This is a genomic window from Methylococcus sp. ANG (genome assembly GCF_040730495.1).
Taxonomy (GTDB): domain Bacteria; phylum Pseudomonadota; class Gammaproteobacteria; order Methylococcales; family Methylococcaceae; genus Methylococcus.
On the sequence record NZ_CP160399.1, the window covers coordinates 3821205 to 3836871 of the forward strand.

Consider the following 15667-nt stretch of genomic DNA (forward strand, 5'->3'; position numbering starts at 1 on the left):
GGGTAACGGAGACATGATATTACAGTCGCTTAATAATGCAATTAGACACTAGAACTCCAAGGTTTCGTCGCGCAGGCGGTGGCTGTCCTTGATGCGGCGGGTCAGGCCGATGCGGTCGAAGAATTCCAGGATGTGGATGGCGAGCTTGCGGCCGGTGCCGATACGGTTGCGGAATTCGGCGGCCAGCACGGCGCCGTCCGGGCTGTCGCCGGCGGTCTGCCGGACGATGGCGGCGAGCCGGGCGACGGCGGTCCGGTCGAAGTAGTGGTCGTGGGCGATGCGGTACACCTGCCCGAGCCGGGCGGCGCGCATCAGCAGCCGGCGCACCGCGGTTTCGTCGAGGTTCTCGGCGCGGGCGATGTCGCGCACCCGGGGCGGCTGGAACGGCTCGGCGGTCAGGAGCGGCGCGAGACGGTTCCACAGGGCTTCGTCCTCCGGGGCGAGGCTGAGTTCATGGCCGGGCAGGTGCCACCAGGAGCCGTCGCGGCGGCACTGTCCATCGGCCAGCAGTTCGGCCAGGAGTGCGCCGAACGCGTGGCGTTCCATCCGGGGCGCGGTGCGCAGGCGCAACTGCTCGGTGTTGAGGCCCAGCGAATCGGGCACGTTTTGATGTTCCTGCTGCAGGGCGGCGATGACGCCGGTGCTGAGTGCAGCCCAATGCGCCGGGGCAAAGGCGAGGGGGCTGGCGCCGTCGATTTTCTTCAGCTCCAGGCTGGCGCAGAGCCTGTCGGTCTCGGCTTCGGTCAGGTTGGCGTTGGCGGCGAATTCGCCGAGATCGACGCCGTTCGGCGCGCTGTCCAGGAGGGCCCTGAGCCGGGTTTCGGGAAGGTCCTGTTCCCAGGCGGCCAGGATGGCGCGGCGCTGCGGCGAGCGGCGGCCCCGGGCCGGGGGCTGGGTGTCGAGCACCGTGCCGCCGGCCAGGGTCCGCTGGGCGGAGGCATCGCGCAGGATGCAGCGGTCGCCCCAGGCCGCGCAGGTGGGCTGGTCCAGCACCAGTTGTGCCCAGGCGCCCGCGCCCGGCTCCAGCGTGTCCGCTTCGAGCAGGGCGACATGCCCGGCGGACCGGAACGCGCCGAGGTGGACGTGCAGCGGCGTCCAGTGGCGCAGCGGCTTGGCTTCGCTGCCCAGCAACCGGAGCCGGACGTCCAGCCGCCGCGTCGGCCGGTGCAGGGCCGGCGCCAGCACCCAGTCGCCGCGCTGCACCTCCTGTTTTTCCACGCCGGCCAAATTGAGGGCGCAGCGCTGGCCGGTCTGGCCGGATTCCGCGGGGCGATTCTGGGCGTGGATGCCGCGGATGCGGACTTTCAGGCCGGACGGGGCGAGGAGCAGATGATCGCCGGAGCGGACCGTGCCGGAAAACACGGTGCCGGTCACCACCGTGCCGATGCCGGCCACCGTGAAGCTGCGGTCCACCGCCAGGCGGAAGCCGCCGCCGGGGACGCGGGCGTCGAGCCGGGCTGCCGCCAGTTCCAGATGGGCGCGGAGTTCGGCCACGCCGGCGCCCGTGTGGGCCGATACCTCGAACACCGGGCAGCCGGCGAGGCGGGTGCCGGTCAGCGAGGCTTCGATTGCGCCACGGGCTGCGGCGATCCGGCCGGCATCGGCGAGATCGGTCTTGGTCAGGGCCACGGCGCAGTGCTCGATGCCGAGCAGGTCGATGATCTGCAGGTGTTCCACGGTCTGGGGCATGGGGCCGTCGTCGGCCGCCACCACCAGCAGGGCGAAGTCGATGCCGGTCGCGCCCGCCAGCATGTTGTGGATGAATTTCTCGTGGCCGGGCACGTCGACGAAGCCGAGGATTTCTCCGCTGGTCAGAGGGGTGTAGGCATAGCCCAGGTCGATGGTGATGCCGCGGGATTTTTCTTCCGCCAGGCGGTCCGCGTCCACGCCGGTGAGCTGCTTCACCAGGGCGGTCTTGCCGTGGTCGATATGGCCCGCGGTGCCGACGATCATCCCGGGAATTCCAGCAAAGGCAATTGGCCGAGGAAGGCGGCCTCGTCCTCCAGGCAGCGCAGGTCGAAGCGCAGGGCGCCGTCTTCCAGCCGGCCGACGACGGGGAGGGGCAGGTCGCGGAAGGCTCGCGCCAGCCGGTCGAGGGCGCGCCCGCCCCCCCGCTGCGGACGAATGTCGAGACAGGCGCTGGGGAGGCGGTCGACCGGGAGTGAACCGCTGCCGATCTGGCTGCGGCAGGCTTCGACCGAAACCACGGCGCGCTCTCCCAGCGAGGCTTGCACGGCGGGCAGGAGGCGTTGCGCCAGCTCACGGATCTCGGTTTCCGTCCGCGTCAGCAGCCGCAGAGCCGGCAGCCTTTCCGCCAGCAATTCGGGGCTGCGGTAAAGCCGCAGGGTCGTATCGAGGGCGGCGAGTGTCATCTTGTCCACCCGCAGGGCGCGCTTGAGCGGATTGCGCTTGATCCTGGCGATCAGCGCCTTGCGCCCGACCAGGATGCCGGCCTGCGGGCCGCCCAGCAGCTTGTCGCCGCTGAAGCTGACCAGGTCGGCGCCGTTCTTCAGCGCGTCCTGCGGGGTCGGCTCCTTCGGCAAGCCGTAGGCGCCGAGGTTGACCAGGGTGCCGCTGCCCAGGTCTTCGACGAAGGGCAGGCCGTGGGCGTGGGCCAGCTCGGCGAGTTCGGCTTCCGGCACCGAGGCGGTGAAGCCTTCGATGGCGTAGTTGCTGCGGTGCACCTTCATGATCAGGGCGGTGAGTGGATTCAGGGCTTCGGCGTAGTCCTTGCGGTGGGTGCGGTTGGTGGTGCCGACTTCGCGCAGCCGGGCGCCGGCGCGGGCCATGATGTCGGGGATGCGGAAGGCGCCGCCGATCTCGATCAGCTCGCCGCGCGAGACGATGACTTCCTTGCGCAGGCCCAGGGTGTTCAGCAGCAGGAACACGGCGGCGGCATTGTTGTTGACCACCGTCGCGGCCTCGGCCCCGGTCAGTTCGCGGATCAGGCCGTCGATGTGGTCGTCGCGGTCGCCCCGACGGGCGCCGTCGAGGTCGTATTCCAGGTTGCTCGGCCGGGCCAGCACCGCCAGTACGGCCTCTACCGCTTCTTCCGCCAGCAGCGCCCGTCCGAGGTTGGTATGGAGCACCGTGCCGGTGAGGTTGAACAGCGGCCGCAGGCTAGGGCTGAACTGGGTTTGCAGGCGGGTCTGGCAGGCCACGGCGATCCGGCCTGGGTCGACCGGAGTTTCCGGCTGAGTCTTCAATGCCTCGCGCAGCGATTCCAGTTCGGCGCGGAGCGCGGAGACCACGGCGGTGTGGCCGTAACGCCGTTTAAGTTCGGCGATTTCCGCCTGGTTCAGGAGCCGGTCGACCGATGGCAGGCGGGCATGTACGGTTGAAGGCATGGTTCAGTGGGGGTGGGCTCTGGGATCTTGAAGCGATGATATGGCCTGGGGGGGCGGTTCCGCCGTCAAAGTCTACCCCCCCAGCATCAGCCGCCCGGCACCAGCAGCGGATTGATCCCCAGCCGCCGATAACCCTCCTCGGCCATGAGCAGGTCCAGGGCCAGGCTGGCGATGTCGTCGGCGAAGGGATCGATGGCGGCGTCCTTGTCGCGATCCATGATTTTCACGTAGGTCCTGCAGGCGCCGCAGCCTTCCGCCTTCACGGCTTCGCCCAGCCCCTCGATGGCGAAGTAGGCCACGTCCTTGCTGGAGCCGCAGTCGATGCACTGGATGCGCGGCCGGCGCCATTCGCACCCGCACAGGCTGCAGACCAGGTAGCGCAGGCCGTGGACCGCCCCGCCCGTTTGCAGGAGGGAGGCGACCGGCAGGGCGTCGCAGACCGGGCAGGCGGAGCCGGTCCGCGCGGGGCCGATCCGTTCTCTTGCCAGGCGCGAGGCAAACGAAGTCATGTGTACCTGCAGGGCCGCGGCCACGAGGGGGGCGATCCCGGCATCGGTGCGGTCGAAATCGCCGGCCAGCAGGCGGCCGCCCCAGGTGGCCAGCTCCTCGTCCGCCGCTTGCCGGATGCGGTCCAGCAATGAGGCGAGCCCGGGCTCCCCCGGCTTCAGCCGGTCGGCGATCGACCGCAACGTTGCCCGCCATCCAGGATTTTCCGGCAGCCTGGATATATCCGGCGGAAGCGCGGCGGCTGCATCGTCCCAAAGGCCGGCCTGGATTTCGGCGAGGTCGGCCATGAGGTTCAGGTAGCCGGCCAGCGAGGACCGGGACCTGGCCAGTTGGCGGAAGCGGGCCGCGCGATGGCGGAACGGGCCGTCGGTGGGAGGGAGGCGGACGGCGGGGATTTCGCTGCCGCTGCCGGCGAAAGGGTTGCTTTCCATGGAATGCGAGGTATGCGGGCGATTCGAAACGCCGTCAGATGATTCCCGGAAATCGTCCGGCCGGCCCGGTCAATGTTTCTCCCCGCCCGCCTCTTCGCCGCTCTTCTGCAGGCTGCGCTGCACCGCGGCGAAGGCCTTGAGCCGTTCTTCCACCTTCCGGTTCAGCGATCCGTCCGGAAACACGCCGGCTTCGTCGCGCCGGCCCACGGGGACGCCGGTGAGGAGTTCCAGCGCCTCGTCGACCCCGGATACGGCATAGACGTGGAATTTGCCTTCGGCGGCGGCCTGCACCACGTCCTGCCGCAGCATCAGGTGCACGACGTTGGCCGCCGGGATGATCACGCCGTGGTCGCCGGTCAGGCCGCGCGCCGCGCAGATGTCGAAGAAACCTTCGATCTTCTCGTTCACGCCGCCGATGGGCTGCACCCGGCCATGCTGGTCGACCGAGCCGGTGATGGCCAGATTCTGCCGGATCGGCACTTCGGCGATCGAGGACAGCACCGCGCACAGCTCGGCGAGGGAGGCGCTGTCGCCGTCCACGCCGCCGTAGGACTGTTCGAAAACCAGGCTGGCGGCGACCGAGAAGCCCTGGGCGCCGGAATAGCGCGAGGCCAGGAAGTTGCCGAGGATCAGCACGCCCTTGCTGTGCAGGGCGCCGCCGAGCTCGGTTTCCTTCTCGATGTCGAGGATGCGGCCGCTGCCGGGGCGGGTGGTGGCCGTGATCCGCGAGGGCTGGCCGAAGGCGAAGTCGTTGAGTTGAAACACGGAGAGACCGTTGATCTGGCCCGCCACCGCGCCCTCGGTGTCGACGAATATCAGCCCCCGCCGTATCGCCTCCTGCACCCGGCCGCGGATGCGGTCGGAGCGGTAGATCTGGCGGTCGATGGCGTGTTCGATGTCGCCCGCGGAGATGAGACCGCGTCCGTCGCTGCCCGCATAGAAATCGGCCTCCCTCATCAGGTCGGCCAGGCTGCGCAGATGCGCGCTCAGTTTCTCGCTGTCGCCGGTCCGCCGGGAGGCATGCTCGACGATGCGGGCCACCGCCTCGCGGTGCAGCGGCCGCAGTTTCTCGCGGCGGGCGAGCGTGGCGACCATCCGCGCGTACAGCTCCATCGAGTCCGCATCGCGCGGCAGGGTATCCTCGAAATCCGCGGCGATCTTGAAGAACTCGCGGAATTCCGGGTCGTAGATGTCCAGCAGGAAATAGACCAGGCGCTCGCCGAACAGGATGACCTTGAGATCCAGCGGGATCGGCTCGGGTTCCAGGCTGGTCGTGCTGATGAGGCTGAGGCTGCGCTCCAGCGACTCGATGCGGATCTCGCCGGCATGGAGGGCGCGCTTCAGCGTCTCCCAGGCGAACGGCTGGGTCAGCAGCTTGCGCGCATCGAGCAGGAGATAGCCGCCGTTGGCCTTGTGCAGCGCTCCGGCGCGGATCATGGTGAAATCGGTCACCAGCGATCCCATGTGGGCCTGGTGTTCGATCCGGCCGATCAGGTTGCCGTGGGTCGGCAGCTCTTCCTGGACGACGGGCGCCGCGGTGTGTTCGCTGTGATCGACCACCAGGTTGATGCGGTAGCGCTGGGCCGGCGCCTTCTGCGGCCCTTCGAACAGGCTGATGACCCCTTCGGATTTGGGGAGGAACGATTCGGTGTGTTCGATGATGTCGGCCTGGGCCAGATTCAGGTAGTCGATCACGCCAGGCAGGCTGGCGTAGCGTGCCTTGAGGTCGGCGAACTGATGCGACACCGTGAATTCGGCGATCTCGCGGTTGAGCGCCTTGAGCTTGCCGCGCGCCTCCTTGCGCCAGGCGGGGAACTGGCGGAGGACTTTCTGCAGTTGCTGCTGCAGATCGGCGACGGTGGACTCGATGGTTTGGCGTTCCTGGTCCGACAGGTTCTGGAACTGTTCCGGACTGATGATCTCGTCTTCCTCGCGCAGCATCGGCGCGAAGGCGAAACCGGTCGGGGTCTCGATCAGGGCGATGCGGCTCCGCAAGGCCTCCGCCCTCAGCCGATTGACCGCCTCGGCCTCCCGCTCGCGCGCCTGCTGCTCGATCTTTTCGGCGCGGCTGCGGTATTCCTCGCCTTCGAATGCCGCCGGGAGGGCGGAAATCAGATCCTCGACCACCACTTCCATGTCGTGCGCCAGATGCCTCCCCCAGCCGGCCGGCAGGCGAAGCGCCTTGGGCTGGGCGGGACTGGCGAAATTGTTGACGTAGCACCAATCGCTCGGCGGCGGCTGGCTGGCGGCGATGCGTTCCGCAAGTTCACGCGCGGCGGTCAGTTTGCCGCTGCCGGGCGGCCCCAGCACGAACACGTTGAACCCCTTCTGGGCGACTTTGAGGCCCAGTTGGATCGCTTCCAGGGCGCGGGGCTGGCCGATGATGACGTCGGTGTCCGCCAGTTCGGCGGTCGTTTCGAACCAGAATCGGGCAGGATCGCAGGAGGTATGGAGACGGTCGGGGGGGAGCGCAGCGGGATGGCCGTTCATGATTCCTTGTCGTGGACGAACTGCGGGGGGTCCATGATCCGTCAAACGGGGGGCGGCTGCAATCGGGCGCGGCGTCCGTGACAGCCGGTCCGATTGCGCCGATAATCCAACACTTTTTGACCGATTGCCATGTGGTTCAAGAACCTCGTCCTCTACCGATTCACCGAAGCCTTCACCCATACCGCGGAACAATTGGAGGAAGCCCTCGAGGCGCGCCGTTTCGCGCCCTGCGGCAGCATGGAGCTGGCCAGTGCCGGCTGGCATCCGCCGCTGCGCCGTGACGATCTGCCGCTGGTGCATGCCGCCAGCGGCTACCTGATGGTCTCCCTGCTCAAGGAAGAAAAAATCCTTCCGGCCTCGGTGGTGAACGAGGCGCTGGAAGAGCGGGCCGAGGAAATCGAGGCGCGGCGCGGGACCCCGGTCGGCCGCAAGGAGCGCCGTGACCTGCGCGATGAGGTGTTCAACAGCCTCTTGCCCCGCGCCTTCAGCCATACACGCCGGACCTATGCCTATGTGGATCCGCGCGGCGGCTGGCTGGCGGTGGACAGTGCCAGCGCCAAGAAGGCGGAGGAACTGGTCGGTTTGCTGCGGCAGACCCTCGGCTCCCTGCCGGTGGCGCCGGTCGCGACCCAGGGCCGTCCGCCGGCGGTGATGACCGCGTGGCTGCTGGAGCAGGACCTGCCTTCGGACGTCGTCATCGAGGACGAGTGCGAGCTGCGCTCGCCGGACGAGGAGGGCGGCATCGTCCGCTGCCGCCGCCAGGACCTGTCGGCGCCGGAAATCCGCAACCACATCGATGCCGGCAAGGAAGTCGTGCGCCTGGCGGTGACCTGGAACGACCGCCTGAGCTTCACCCTGGACGATGCGCTGGGAATCAAGAAACTGCGGTTCCTGGACGTGATCCAGGAACAGGCGGCGGAAATCGACGCAACCGACGAAATGGAGCGTTTCGATGCGGACTTTGCCATCATGACGCTGGAGCTGTCACAATTTCTGGCGCGGCTCGTCGAACTCTTCGGCGGCGAAGCCGTCCAAGGACAAGCGTTGGCGGACAAATCAAGCTGAGAAGAGTTCATGAGTGCGAATCGGATGACCTTGTTGGCGCGGCAATGCGCCGCGATTACCCTGGGCGGCCTGTTGTCTTCCGCGGTTTGCGCCGAGGTGCTACCGCTGCCGGCCGACGGTTCGGACCTGGTCGGCCAGACCAAGTACGTTCCGGCGCGGCAGGAAGACACTTTGATCGACATTGCCAGGGAGTACAGCGTGGGCCAGGACGAGATCGTGATGGCCAATCCCAAGGTCGATCGCTGGCTGCCGGGTGCGGGCACCCAGGTCACGGTGCCGCGGCAGTTCATCCTGCCCAATGCGCCGCGCAACGGCATCGTCGTCAACATCCCCGAGATGCGCTTGTATTTCTATCCCAGCGCGGGCAAGGGCGCCAAGCCGACCACGGTCGTGACCTATCCCATCAGCATCGGCCGGATGGACTGGCGCTCCCCGCTGGGCGTGACCAAGGTGGTGGCCAAGGTGAAGGACCCCGTGTGGCGCCCGCCCGCCTCGATCAAGGCCGAGCATGCCAAAAACGGTGAAATCCTGCCCGATGTCGTCCCGGCCGGCCCCAACAACCCCTTAGGCCAGTTCGCCATGCGCCTGGGCGTGCCCGGCTATCTCATCCACGGGACCGATCAGGACAAGTCGTACGGCATCGGCATGCGGGTGACCCACGGCTGCATCCGCATGTACCCGGAAGATGTCGCCAGGCTGTTTCCCGAAGTCGCCGTCGGCACCCCGGTCAATCTGGTGAACCAGCCGGTCAAGCTGGGCTGGAAGGGCGATGCGCTCTACATCGAAGTGAGCGAATCGCTGGACGAGGACCGGCTGAGCCCCGCCGACCTCATGGCCAAAGCGGTGAGCCTGATCCAGAAGGAAACCGCCACCCGCCCCGTCACCATCGACGAGGCGGCGTTGAGGAAGGCGGTCGAGGAACCCACCGGCATTCCCACCGTCATCAGCCTGTCCGGCGCCGCGCCGCTCGAGGCCTCAGCCCCTTATTCGCCGGCCGGCGACGTGGAGCCGCGGAGCGGCGAAATCGGGTATGCTCCGCGGGCCGCGATGGAGGAGCCGTCCGCGCCGCGCTACGAAACCCAGATCGAAGCGCCGAGGGTGAGCGACCCCGCCACCTCTTATGGAACCGAGGAGCGCCCGTCGACCGAGAGCCTGTTCTGAACGGTTTCCTTACAGCGGGTACAGGAAAGGGCCGTCTCCCAACGGCCCTTTTTCGATTCCCGAAGTGCCGCGTAGACCGTCAGGACTTGGGCGGCACGTAGCCTTCCGGTGTGGCGGCGCCTTCGCCGAACAGGAATTTCTCCCGCTCCTGCTCCAGGAACCTGCGGGCGTTGGCTTCGAACGGAGTCAGGCGGTGTTCGTTGATCAGCATGGTCTGCAGCTTGAGCCAGTCCTGCCAGGCCTCTTTGGACACGTGCTCGAAGATGCGCTGGCCCTGGGGGCCGGGAAACGGCGGAGCGTCCAGCCCTTCGGCTTCGATGCCCAGTTTCGCGCAAATGATCTGTCTTGCCATGGTGTTCTCCGGGTTCAGATGAGTCGTTCGAGTTCGTTCAGCAGTTGACGGACCGGCGTCGGGACGCCGAACCCGATCTCGGCGCCGGCGGGGTGCCAAAGGCCTGGCGTCGTTTCTTCGACGCCGGTGTGGCGCGCATCGCAATGCACGACGACCGGCGTGTAGTCCAGATGAAAATGACTGAAAGTATGACGGCGCGGCGGCAAGGGCTCAATCCGGCGGGAGTGAATGCTGTGTAGCGCACACCAGGCGGCGATCTGCTCCAGTCCGTCGAATTCCGGAAATGCCCATAGACCCGCCCAGACTCCGGCGGGGGGGCGCTTTTGCAGCCGTACCCGCCTAGCCGGATCGACCATCAGCAGCATGAAGGTCGAGCGCACCGGGGTCGGCCCGGCACGGCGAGGCGCCGGCAGTTCGGTCTGCCGGCCTTCCCGCCGGGCGATGCAGGTTCGGGCCAGCGGGCAGGCTTCGCAGGCCGGCGAGCCGCGCGTGCACACCGTTGCGCCCAGGTCCATCATCGCCTGGTTGTAGTCCGCGCACCGCTTCGAAGGCGTCAGCTCCTCACTCAGCCGCCACAATTCCTTTTCCACTTTCGATTCTCCCGGCCAGCCTTCGACGCCGTGGTGGCGCGCCAGCACCCGGCGGACGTTGCCGTCGAGGATCGCCGCCCGGCGTTCGAATCCCAGGCTCAGGATCGCGCCCGCCGTGGAACGGCCGATGCCGGGCAGAGCGGCCAGTCCGGCGAGATCGGCGGGCAGTTCGCCGGCGTGACGCTCGGCGACGATACGGGCGGCGCGGTGGAGGTTGCGGGCGCGGCTGTAGTACCCCAGGCCGGACCACAGCGCCAGCACTTCGTCGACGTCCGCGGCGGCCAGGTCCGCAAGACCGGGGAACTGCCGCATGAACCGCTCGAAATAGCCGATGACCGTGGCGACCTGGGTCTGCTGCAGCATGACTTCGGATATCCACACCCGATAGGGGGTGCGGGGCCGCTGCCAGGGCAGGTCGTGGCGTCCGTGCGGATCGAACCAGTCGAGCACGGCCTGCTGAAAGCTGGAGAGCGGCATGGAGGTCACGAATCAGTCGTTACAGGGGGCGGTGTTTGCTTTAGAATGCCGGCCCTACATGACGTGTTTCAAGCCCGTTCCCCACTTAGGCATTGGAACAAAATAACCCTTCCAAATACTGAGGGGTTTGTTCTAAAGTTGCGGTATGGAACATGCCGCAATCAAGAAGCGCTTTGAGAAACTCGATCGGTACCTGGACGAGCGTCTGCGGCGCTTGGTTGCCGGGGCGGAGGCGCTGGCGATTGGCCGAGGCGGAATCTCGGCCGTGTCACGGGAAACCGGTTTATGTCGAGAGGCGATTCGTCAAGGCTGCCAAGAGTTGGAACAACAGAATGCCTTGCCTCAGGGCCGTATTCGCCGGAAGGGGGCAGGCCGGAAACGGACGGTTGACCAGGACTCCACCCTGAAGGCCGATTTGGAGCGATTGATTGATCCGGTGACGCGCGGGGATCCGGAATCCCCGTTGCGTTGGACGTGTAAGAGCACGCGGCAATTGGCCGAAGCCCTCACTGAGATGGGGCACCGAACCAGCCATCGGATGGTGGGCGAACTGCTCCGCGCGCTGGGCTATAGCCTGCAAGGTAATCGAAAAACCTTGGAGGGCGGTTCGCATCCGGATCGCAATGCCCAGTTCGAGCATATCTACACCCAGGTGAAGCAGTTCCAAGGGCGGGGCGATCCGGTCATCTCGGTGGACACCAAGAAGAAGGAACTGGTCGGGAATTTCAAGCAACAGGGCCTGGAATGGCGCCCCGAAGGGCAGCCGGAAGCCGTTCGGGTGTATGATTTTCAAGACCCCGAACTGGGGAAGGTGGCACCGTATGGCATTTACGATCCGACGTTGAATATCGGCTGGGTCAATGTCGGGACGGATCACGACACCGCGCAATTCGCGGTGGAAAGTATTCGCCGCTGGTGGCACTCCATGGGCGCACCGTGTTATCCGAAGGCACGGCACTTGTTGATTACGGCCGATGGCGGTGGGAGCAATGGCTCGCGTGTGCGCTTATGGAAGCGGGAGCTTCAGGCATTAGCCACCGAGTTAGGACTGGCCATCACGGTGTGTCACTTCCCGCCGGGAACCAGCAAATGGAACCAGATTGAGCATCGCCTATTTTCCTTTATCACGATGAATTGGCGCGGTCGTCCGCTCATCAGTCACGAGGTCGTGGTGAATTTGATTGCCTCGACGACCAATCGCAAAGGCTTGCGGGTCTATTGCGAACTGGACGATAGCGAATATCCCAAAGGGATCAAGGTCACCGACGCGGAAATGGACGGCCTCAAAATACAGCGCCATGCCTTCCATGGCGAATGGAATTATACGATCCTGCCGTAGCATTCATATGGCAGATTTATTTTGTTCCAATGCCTTATCGCAAGACCATCCGGTATGAGCAAGAATCATCCCGCACTCTGGCTGGCCGTGGCGCTGACTTTGCTGTTGGGCGCCTGCGGGCAGAAAGGTCCGCTGTATCTCCCCGACCGGGAACCGGCGCGGACCGAAGAGCAGAAATCCTGAAGGTTCCATGGATCATTTCAATTATCGCGGCGGCCTCCTCCACGCGGAGGACGTGCCGCTGTCCGCCATTGCCGAACGCCATGGCACGCCCTGCTACATCTACTCCCGCGCCACGCTGGAGCGGCACTGGCATGCCTTCGACGGTGCGTTGGGAAGCTGCCCGCATCTGGTCTGCTATGCCGTCAAGGCCAACTCCAACATCGCCATCCTGAATCTCCTGGCGCGGTTGGGGTCGGGCTTCGACATCGTATCGGCGGGCGAACTGGAACGGGTGTTGGCGGCGGGCGGCGATCCTTCCAGGGTCGTGTTTTCCGGGGTCGGGAAGCGTGAGGACGAGTTGGCGCGCGCCCTGGACGCCGGTATCCGCTGCTTCAACGTCGAGGTGGCCGAAGAGCTCGACCGGCTCGACCGGCTGGCCGGCGAACGCGGCGTCAAGGCGCCGGTATCGCTGCGGGTGAATCCGGACGTCGACGCCGGCACCCACCCCTACATCTCGACCGGCCTGCGCGAGAACAAGTTCGGCATCGAAGTCGAAGAGGCGCTCACGCAGTACCGCCGCGCGGCGCGGATGCCCAACCTGGAAGTCGTCGGCATCGACTGCCATATCGGCTCGCAACTGACCAGTTCCATGCCGTTCATCGACGCACTGGACCGGGTGCTGGCGCTCGTCGCTCAGTTGCGCAGCGAAGGCGTCGCGATCCGCCACCTGGACCTGGGCGGTGGCCTCGGTATCCGCTACCGCGACGAGGATCCGCCGCATCCGACGGAATACGCCGAGCAGCTTTTCGCCCGGCTCGGCCGCCACGATTTCGAAATCCTGATCGAGCCGGGCCGCGCGATCGCCGGCAACGCAGGTCTGTTGCTGACCCGGGTGGAGTATCTCAAAGCCAACCAGACCAAGCGCTTCGCGATCGTCGACGCGGCGATGAACGATCTGCTGCGCCCGGCGCTGTACGGCGCCTGGCAGGAGATCATTCCGGTCGCGCCGCGCCCGGATGATGCGGAGTCGCACACCTACGATATCGTGGGACCGGTTTGTGAGACCGGCGATTTCCTGGGCAAGTCGCGCGATCTGGCGCTGGCCCCGGGCGACCTACTGGCCGTGCGCTCCGCCGGAGCCTACGGTTTCAGCATGAGTTCGAATTACAACTCCAGGCCGCGTCCGGCCGAGGTCCTGGTGGATGGCGGTACGGTGCACCTGATCCGCGAGCGGGAGACCGTTGCCCAGCTGTTCGCCGGCGAGCGGCTGTTGCCGTAGGGGTCGCCATGCTGCGTTTCACCAAGATGCAGGGGCTGGGCAACGATTTCGTCGTGATCGATGCCATTCGTCAGACAGTGAACTTGGATGCGGCGGGATTGCGCCGGCTGGCCGACCGGCATTACGGTATAGGCTGCGACCAGATTCTGCTGGTGGAGCCGCCGACGTCGGACGGGGTGGATTTCCGCTACCGGATTTTCAATGCCGACGGCGGCGAGGTCGCGCAATGCGGCAACGGCGCGCGCTGTTTCGCCCGCTTCGTCCGCGAGAAGGGACTCATCGACCGCGACGAAATCCGGGTGGAAACCGCTTCCGGCCGCATGGTGCTGCGGCTGGAGGCGGGCGGTGAAGTCCGGGTGGAGATGGGCGTGCCGCGCCATGCGCCGGCCGAGGTGCCGCTGTTGGCGGACGAGGAGCGACCGGGCTACACGGCCAGTGTCGAGGGGGTGGACTGGGTGTTCGGCGCCGTATCCATGGGCAATCCCCATGCGGTGATCACGGTGCCCGACGTCGACGAGGCGCCGGTGGCGCGAGTCGGCGCCGCGCTGGAGCGGCACGAGCTGTTTCCCGAACGCGCCAACATCGGTTTCATGCAGGTCCTGGACCCGCATCATGCGCGCCTCCGGGTCCACGAACGGGGGACGGGGGAAACCTTGGCCTGTGGCAGCGGCGCCTGCGCCGCAGCGGTGGTAGGCATACTGCAGGGGACGCTGCAGGATCCCGTGCGCATCGATCTGCCGGGCGGCACCTTGCGGATCGGCTGGCAGGGGCGGGGTACGCCGGTCTACATGAGCGGCCCGGCGGTTACCGTGTTCGAGGGGAAGATAGAAGCATGAATTTCGGCAAGGCCAGGCGCGCGGACAACGAGGAGCTGTCGGCCTCCCAGGTGGCGGACTACCTGTGGAAGCACCCCGACTTTTTCCACGATCAGCTCGATCTGCTGGAAGCCATGCATGTGCCCCATCCCTGCGGTGAGGCGGTTTCGCTGGTGGCGCGCCAGATCGAGCTGCTGCGCGGCCAGAACCGGAAGCAGCAGGGGCAATTGAACGACATACTCAAGATCGCCCGAGAGAACGACGCGCTGTTCGTCCGCTTTCACCGGCTCACGCTGAGTCTGCTCGATGCCGCTTCGGTGGATGACATGCTGGCGGGGCTGAAATGGAGCCTGCACGAGGGGTTCCAGGCCGACTTCGTTTCCGTCCGGGTGTTTCGCACCGTCTCGCATCCCGCGGTAGGCGACCTGCACGTGATGCCGGAGCCGGCCGTGAGTATCCTGCTGGAACCCCTCTTGGCCTCCTGTGAACCGGTCTGCGGTTCGCCGCCCGAACCGTTGTTGGAGTTCCTTTTCGGCGCCGATGCTCCCGAGGTGGCGTCCTGCGCCCTGGTGCCGCTTTGCCATGCCGGGATCAAGGGGCTGTTGGCGATAGGCAGCCTGGACACAGGCCGGTTCAGCCCGGACATGGGCAATCTGTTCCTGGTGCAGATGGGCGAAATCGTTGCCGCCCGCCTCGTCGCTCTGATCGACCGCGAGCGCTGAAAGCTCCGTGGAGCCGGAGTCCCTCGAGCAGCTCGACGACTACCTGGGCCGGCTGGCACGGCGGGGCTCCAGACACACGCATGCGGCCTACCGGCGGGACCTCCGCGCCTTCCAGGCGTACTGCGAGTCGGTGAATGTCGCTCGCTGGGCGGACGTCGACGGCGCCAGGATCAGGGCCTACGTCGGCACCAGGCATCATGAAGACGAATTGTCGGCCCGAAGTCTTCAGCGCGGCCTTTCCGCCATTCGCGGATTTTTCGACGATCTGCTGAAAAAACGGATATTGGAAGCCAACCCCGCGCGTGGCGTGCGTCCGCCCAAGACCGGGCGCAGGCTGCCGCGCCTGCTCGACGTGGACGCGATCGCCGGGCTGCTCGATGCGCCCGCCGACGACGGGCTGGAGACCCGCGACCGGGCGATGTGGGAGCTGTTTTATTCCTCCGGCCTGCGCCTGAGCGAGCTGGTAGGGCTGGATGTCGTCGACGTCGATTTCGCCGCCGGTAGCGTGTTCGTCCGGAAGGGCAAGGGCGGCAAGGCGCGCTACGTCCCGGTCGGCGCCAAGGCGCTCGAGGCCATCGGAGCATGGCTGGAGGTTCGCCGTCCGCGGACCGGCGCGGTGCGGCCGGCGCTGTTTCTCAGCCGGCAGGGCAGGCGCATCGCGCCGCGCACCGTCGAAATGCGGCTGGAACGCTGGCGCGGCAAGCTGAAGCTGTCCGAAAGGGTCCATCCCCACATGCTGCGGCATTCCTTCGCCAGCCACATGCTGGAAGCCAGCAGCGATCTCCGGGCCGTGCAGGAACTGCTCGGCCATGCCACGCTGGCCACGACCCAGATCTATACGCACGTCGACTTTCAGAGGCTGGCCGCCGTCTACGACCAGGCCCACCCCCGTGCGCGGCGCGACCGCTCCCGGAAAGCCTGAGCCTCCCC

The 15667-nt window shown here is 66.6% G+C and carries 14 protein-coding genes; 8 read left to right on the plus strand and 6 right to left on the minus strand.

What is annotated here, in order from left to right; translation table 11 throughout:
* Positions 1-48: 48 nt before the first annotated feature.
* The 4 genes from selB to ABZN20_RS18730 form a co-directional block, all read right to left on the minus strand.
* Positions 49-1953, minus strand: coding sequence for a selenocysteine-specific translation elongation factor (selB, locus tag ABZN20_RS18715; RefSeq protein WP_367026235.1), 1905 nt, complete (start codon positions 1951-1953; stop codon positions 49-51).
* Positions 1950-3347, minus strand: coding sequence for an L-seryl-tRNA(Sec) selenium transferase (gene selA, locus ABZN20_RS18720; RefSeq protein WP_367026236.1), 1398 nt, complete (start codon positions 3345-3347; stop codon positions 1950-1952). Before selA ends, selB begins: the two co-directional genes overlap by 4 nt.
* An 86-nt stretch (positions 3348-3433) precedes the next feature.
* Positions 3434-4285 carry a formate dehydrogenase accessory protein FdhE gene (fdhE, locus tag ABZN20_RS18725; protein WP_367026237.1) on the minus strand — a complete coding sequence of 284 codons (852 nt, stop codon included), beginning with the start codon at positions 4283-4285 and terminating at the stop codon, positions 3434-3436.
* Between the two features lie 69 nt (positions 4286-4354).
* The gene (locus ABZN20_RS18730) at positions 4355-6775 is read right to left on the minus strand and encodes an ATP-binding protein (RefSeq protein WP_367026238.1); all 2421 of its coding nucleotides are present in this window, start codon (positions 6773-6775) and stop codon (positions 4355-4357) included.
* Between the two features lie 129 nt (positions 6776-6904).
* On the opposite strand from ABZN20_RS18730, the gene rdgC reads away from it, so the two are divergent.
* The gene (gene rdgC / locus ABZN20_RS18735) at positions 6905-7840 is read left to right on the plus strand and encodes a recombination-associated protein RdgC (protein WP_367026239.1); all 936 of its coding nucleotides are present in this window, start codon (positions 6905-6907) and stop codon (positions 7838-7840) included.
* 9 nt (positions 7841-7849) lie between these two features.
* Entirely contained in the window at positions 7850-9001 is a 1152-nt protein-coding gene (locus ABZN20_RS18740) for a L,D-transpeptidase family protein (RefSeq protein WP_367026240.1), read from the plus strand.
* A gap of 79 nt (positions 9002-9080) precedes the next feature.
* Here the strand turns inward: ABZN20_RS18740 and ABZN20_RS18745 are convergent, their stop codons facing one another.
* On the minus strand, positions 9081-9353 hold the full coding sequence (locus tag ABZN20_RS18745) for an oxidative damage protection protein (RefSeq protein WP_218805901.1): 273 nt from the start codon (positions 9351-9353) through the stop codon (positions 9081-9083).
* Positions 9354-9367: 14 nt separating this feature from the next.
* On the minus strand, positions 9368-10429 hold the full coding sequence (gene mutY, locus ABZN20_RS18750; protein ID WP_423246416.1) for an A/G-specific adenine glycosylase: 1062 nt from the start codon (positions 10427-10429) through the stop codon (positions 9368-9370).
* Positions 10430-10565: 136 nt separating this feature from the next.
* Between mutY and ABZN20_RS18755 the strand changes: the two genes are divergently transcribed.
* The 6 genes from ABZN20_RS18755 to xerC are packed head-to-tail and all read left to right on the plus strand — an operon-like array spanning position 10566 to position 15659.
* Positions 10566-11759, plus strand: coding sequence for an ISAzo13 family transposase (locus tag ABZN20_RS18755; RefSeq protein ID WP_367025483.1), 1194 nt, complete (start codon positions 10566-10568; stop codon positions 11757-11759).
* A gap of 54 nt (positions 11760-11813) precedes the next feature.
* On the plus strand, positions 11814-11942 hold the full coding sequence (lptM, locus tag ABZN20_RS18760) for an LPS translocon maturation chaperone LptM (RefSeq protein WP_218805903.1): 129 nt from the start codon (positions 11814-11816) through the stop codon (positions 11940-11942).
* Between the two features lie 7 nt (positions 11943-11949).
* Positions 11950-13200: a diaminopimelate decarboxylase gene (gene lysA / locus ABZN20_RS18765; RefSeq protein ID WP_367026241.1), complete on the plus strand. Its 1251-nt coding sequence runs from the start codon at positions 11950-11952 to the stop codon at positions 13198-13200.
* 8 nt (positions 13201-13208) lie between these two features.
* Entirely contained in the window at positions 13209-14036 is an 828-nt protein-coding gene (gene dapF / locus ABZN20_RS18770) for a diaminopimelate epimerase (RefSeq protein WP_367026242.1), read from the plus strand.
* Positions 14033-14737: a DUF484 family protein gene (locus ABZN20_RS18775; RefSeq protein ID WP_218805906.1), complete on the plus strand. Its 705-nt coding sequence runs from the start codon at positions 14033-14035 to the stop codon at positions 14735-14737. Before dapF ends, ABZN20_RS18775 begins: the two co-directional genes overlap by 4 nt.
* Before the next feature lie 7 nt (positions 14738-14744).
* Positions 14745-15659, plus strand: a complete 915-nt coding sequence (xerC, locus tag ABZN20_RS18780) for a tyrosine recombinase XerC (protein ID WP_218805907.1) — start codon at positions 14745-14747, stop codon at positions 15657-15659.
* Positions 15660-15667 lie beyond the last annotated feature (8 nt).

Coding starts and splice junctions, on each gene's coding strand:
- selB (WP_367026235.1), bottom strand. CDS start 1,953: ATGATCGTCGGCACCGCGGGCCATATCGACCACGGCAAGACCGCCCTG.
- selA (WP_367026236.1), bottom strand. CDS start 3,347: ATGCCTTCAACCGTACATGCCCGCCTGCCATCGGTCGACCGGCTCCTG.
- fdhE (WP_367026237.1), bottom strand. CDS start 4,285: ATGGAAAGCAACCCTTTCGCCGGCAGCGGCAGCGAAATCCCCGCCGTC.
- ABZN20_RS18730 (WP_367026238.1), bottom strand. CDS start 6,775: ATGAACGGCCATCCCGCTGCGCTCCCCCCCGACCGTCTCCATACCTCC.
- rdgC (WP_367026239.1), top strand. CDS start 6,905: ATGTGGTTCAAGAACCTCGTCCTCTACCGATTCACCGAAGCCTTCACC.
- ABZN20_RS18740 (WP_367026240.1), top strand. CDS start 7,850: ATGAGTGCGAATCGGATGACCTTGTTGGCGCGGCAATGCGCCGCGATT.
- ABZN20_RS18745 (WP_218805901.1), bottom strand. CDS start 9,353: ATGGCAAGACAGATCATTTGCGCGAAACTGGGCATCGAAGCCGAAGGG.
- ABZN20_RS18755 (WP_367025483.1), top strand. CDS start 10,566: ATGGAACATGCCGCAATCAAGAAGCGCTTTGAGAAACTCGATCGGTAC.
- lptM (WP_218805903.1), top strand. CDS start 11,814: ATGAGCAAGAATCATCCCGCACTCTGGCTGGCCGTGGCGCTGACTTTG.
- lysA (WP_367026241.1), top strand. CDS start 11,950: ATGGATCATTTCAATTATCGCGGCGGCCTCCTCCACGCGGAGGACGTG.
- dapF (WP_367026242.1), top strand. CDS start 13,209: ATGCTGCGTTTCACCAAGATGCAGGGGCTGGGCAACGATTTCGTCGTG.
- ABZN20_RS18775 (WP_218805906.1), top strand. CDS start 14,033: ATGAATTTCGGCAAGGCCAGGCGCGCGGACAACGAGGAGCTGTCGGCC.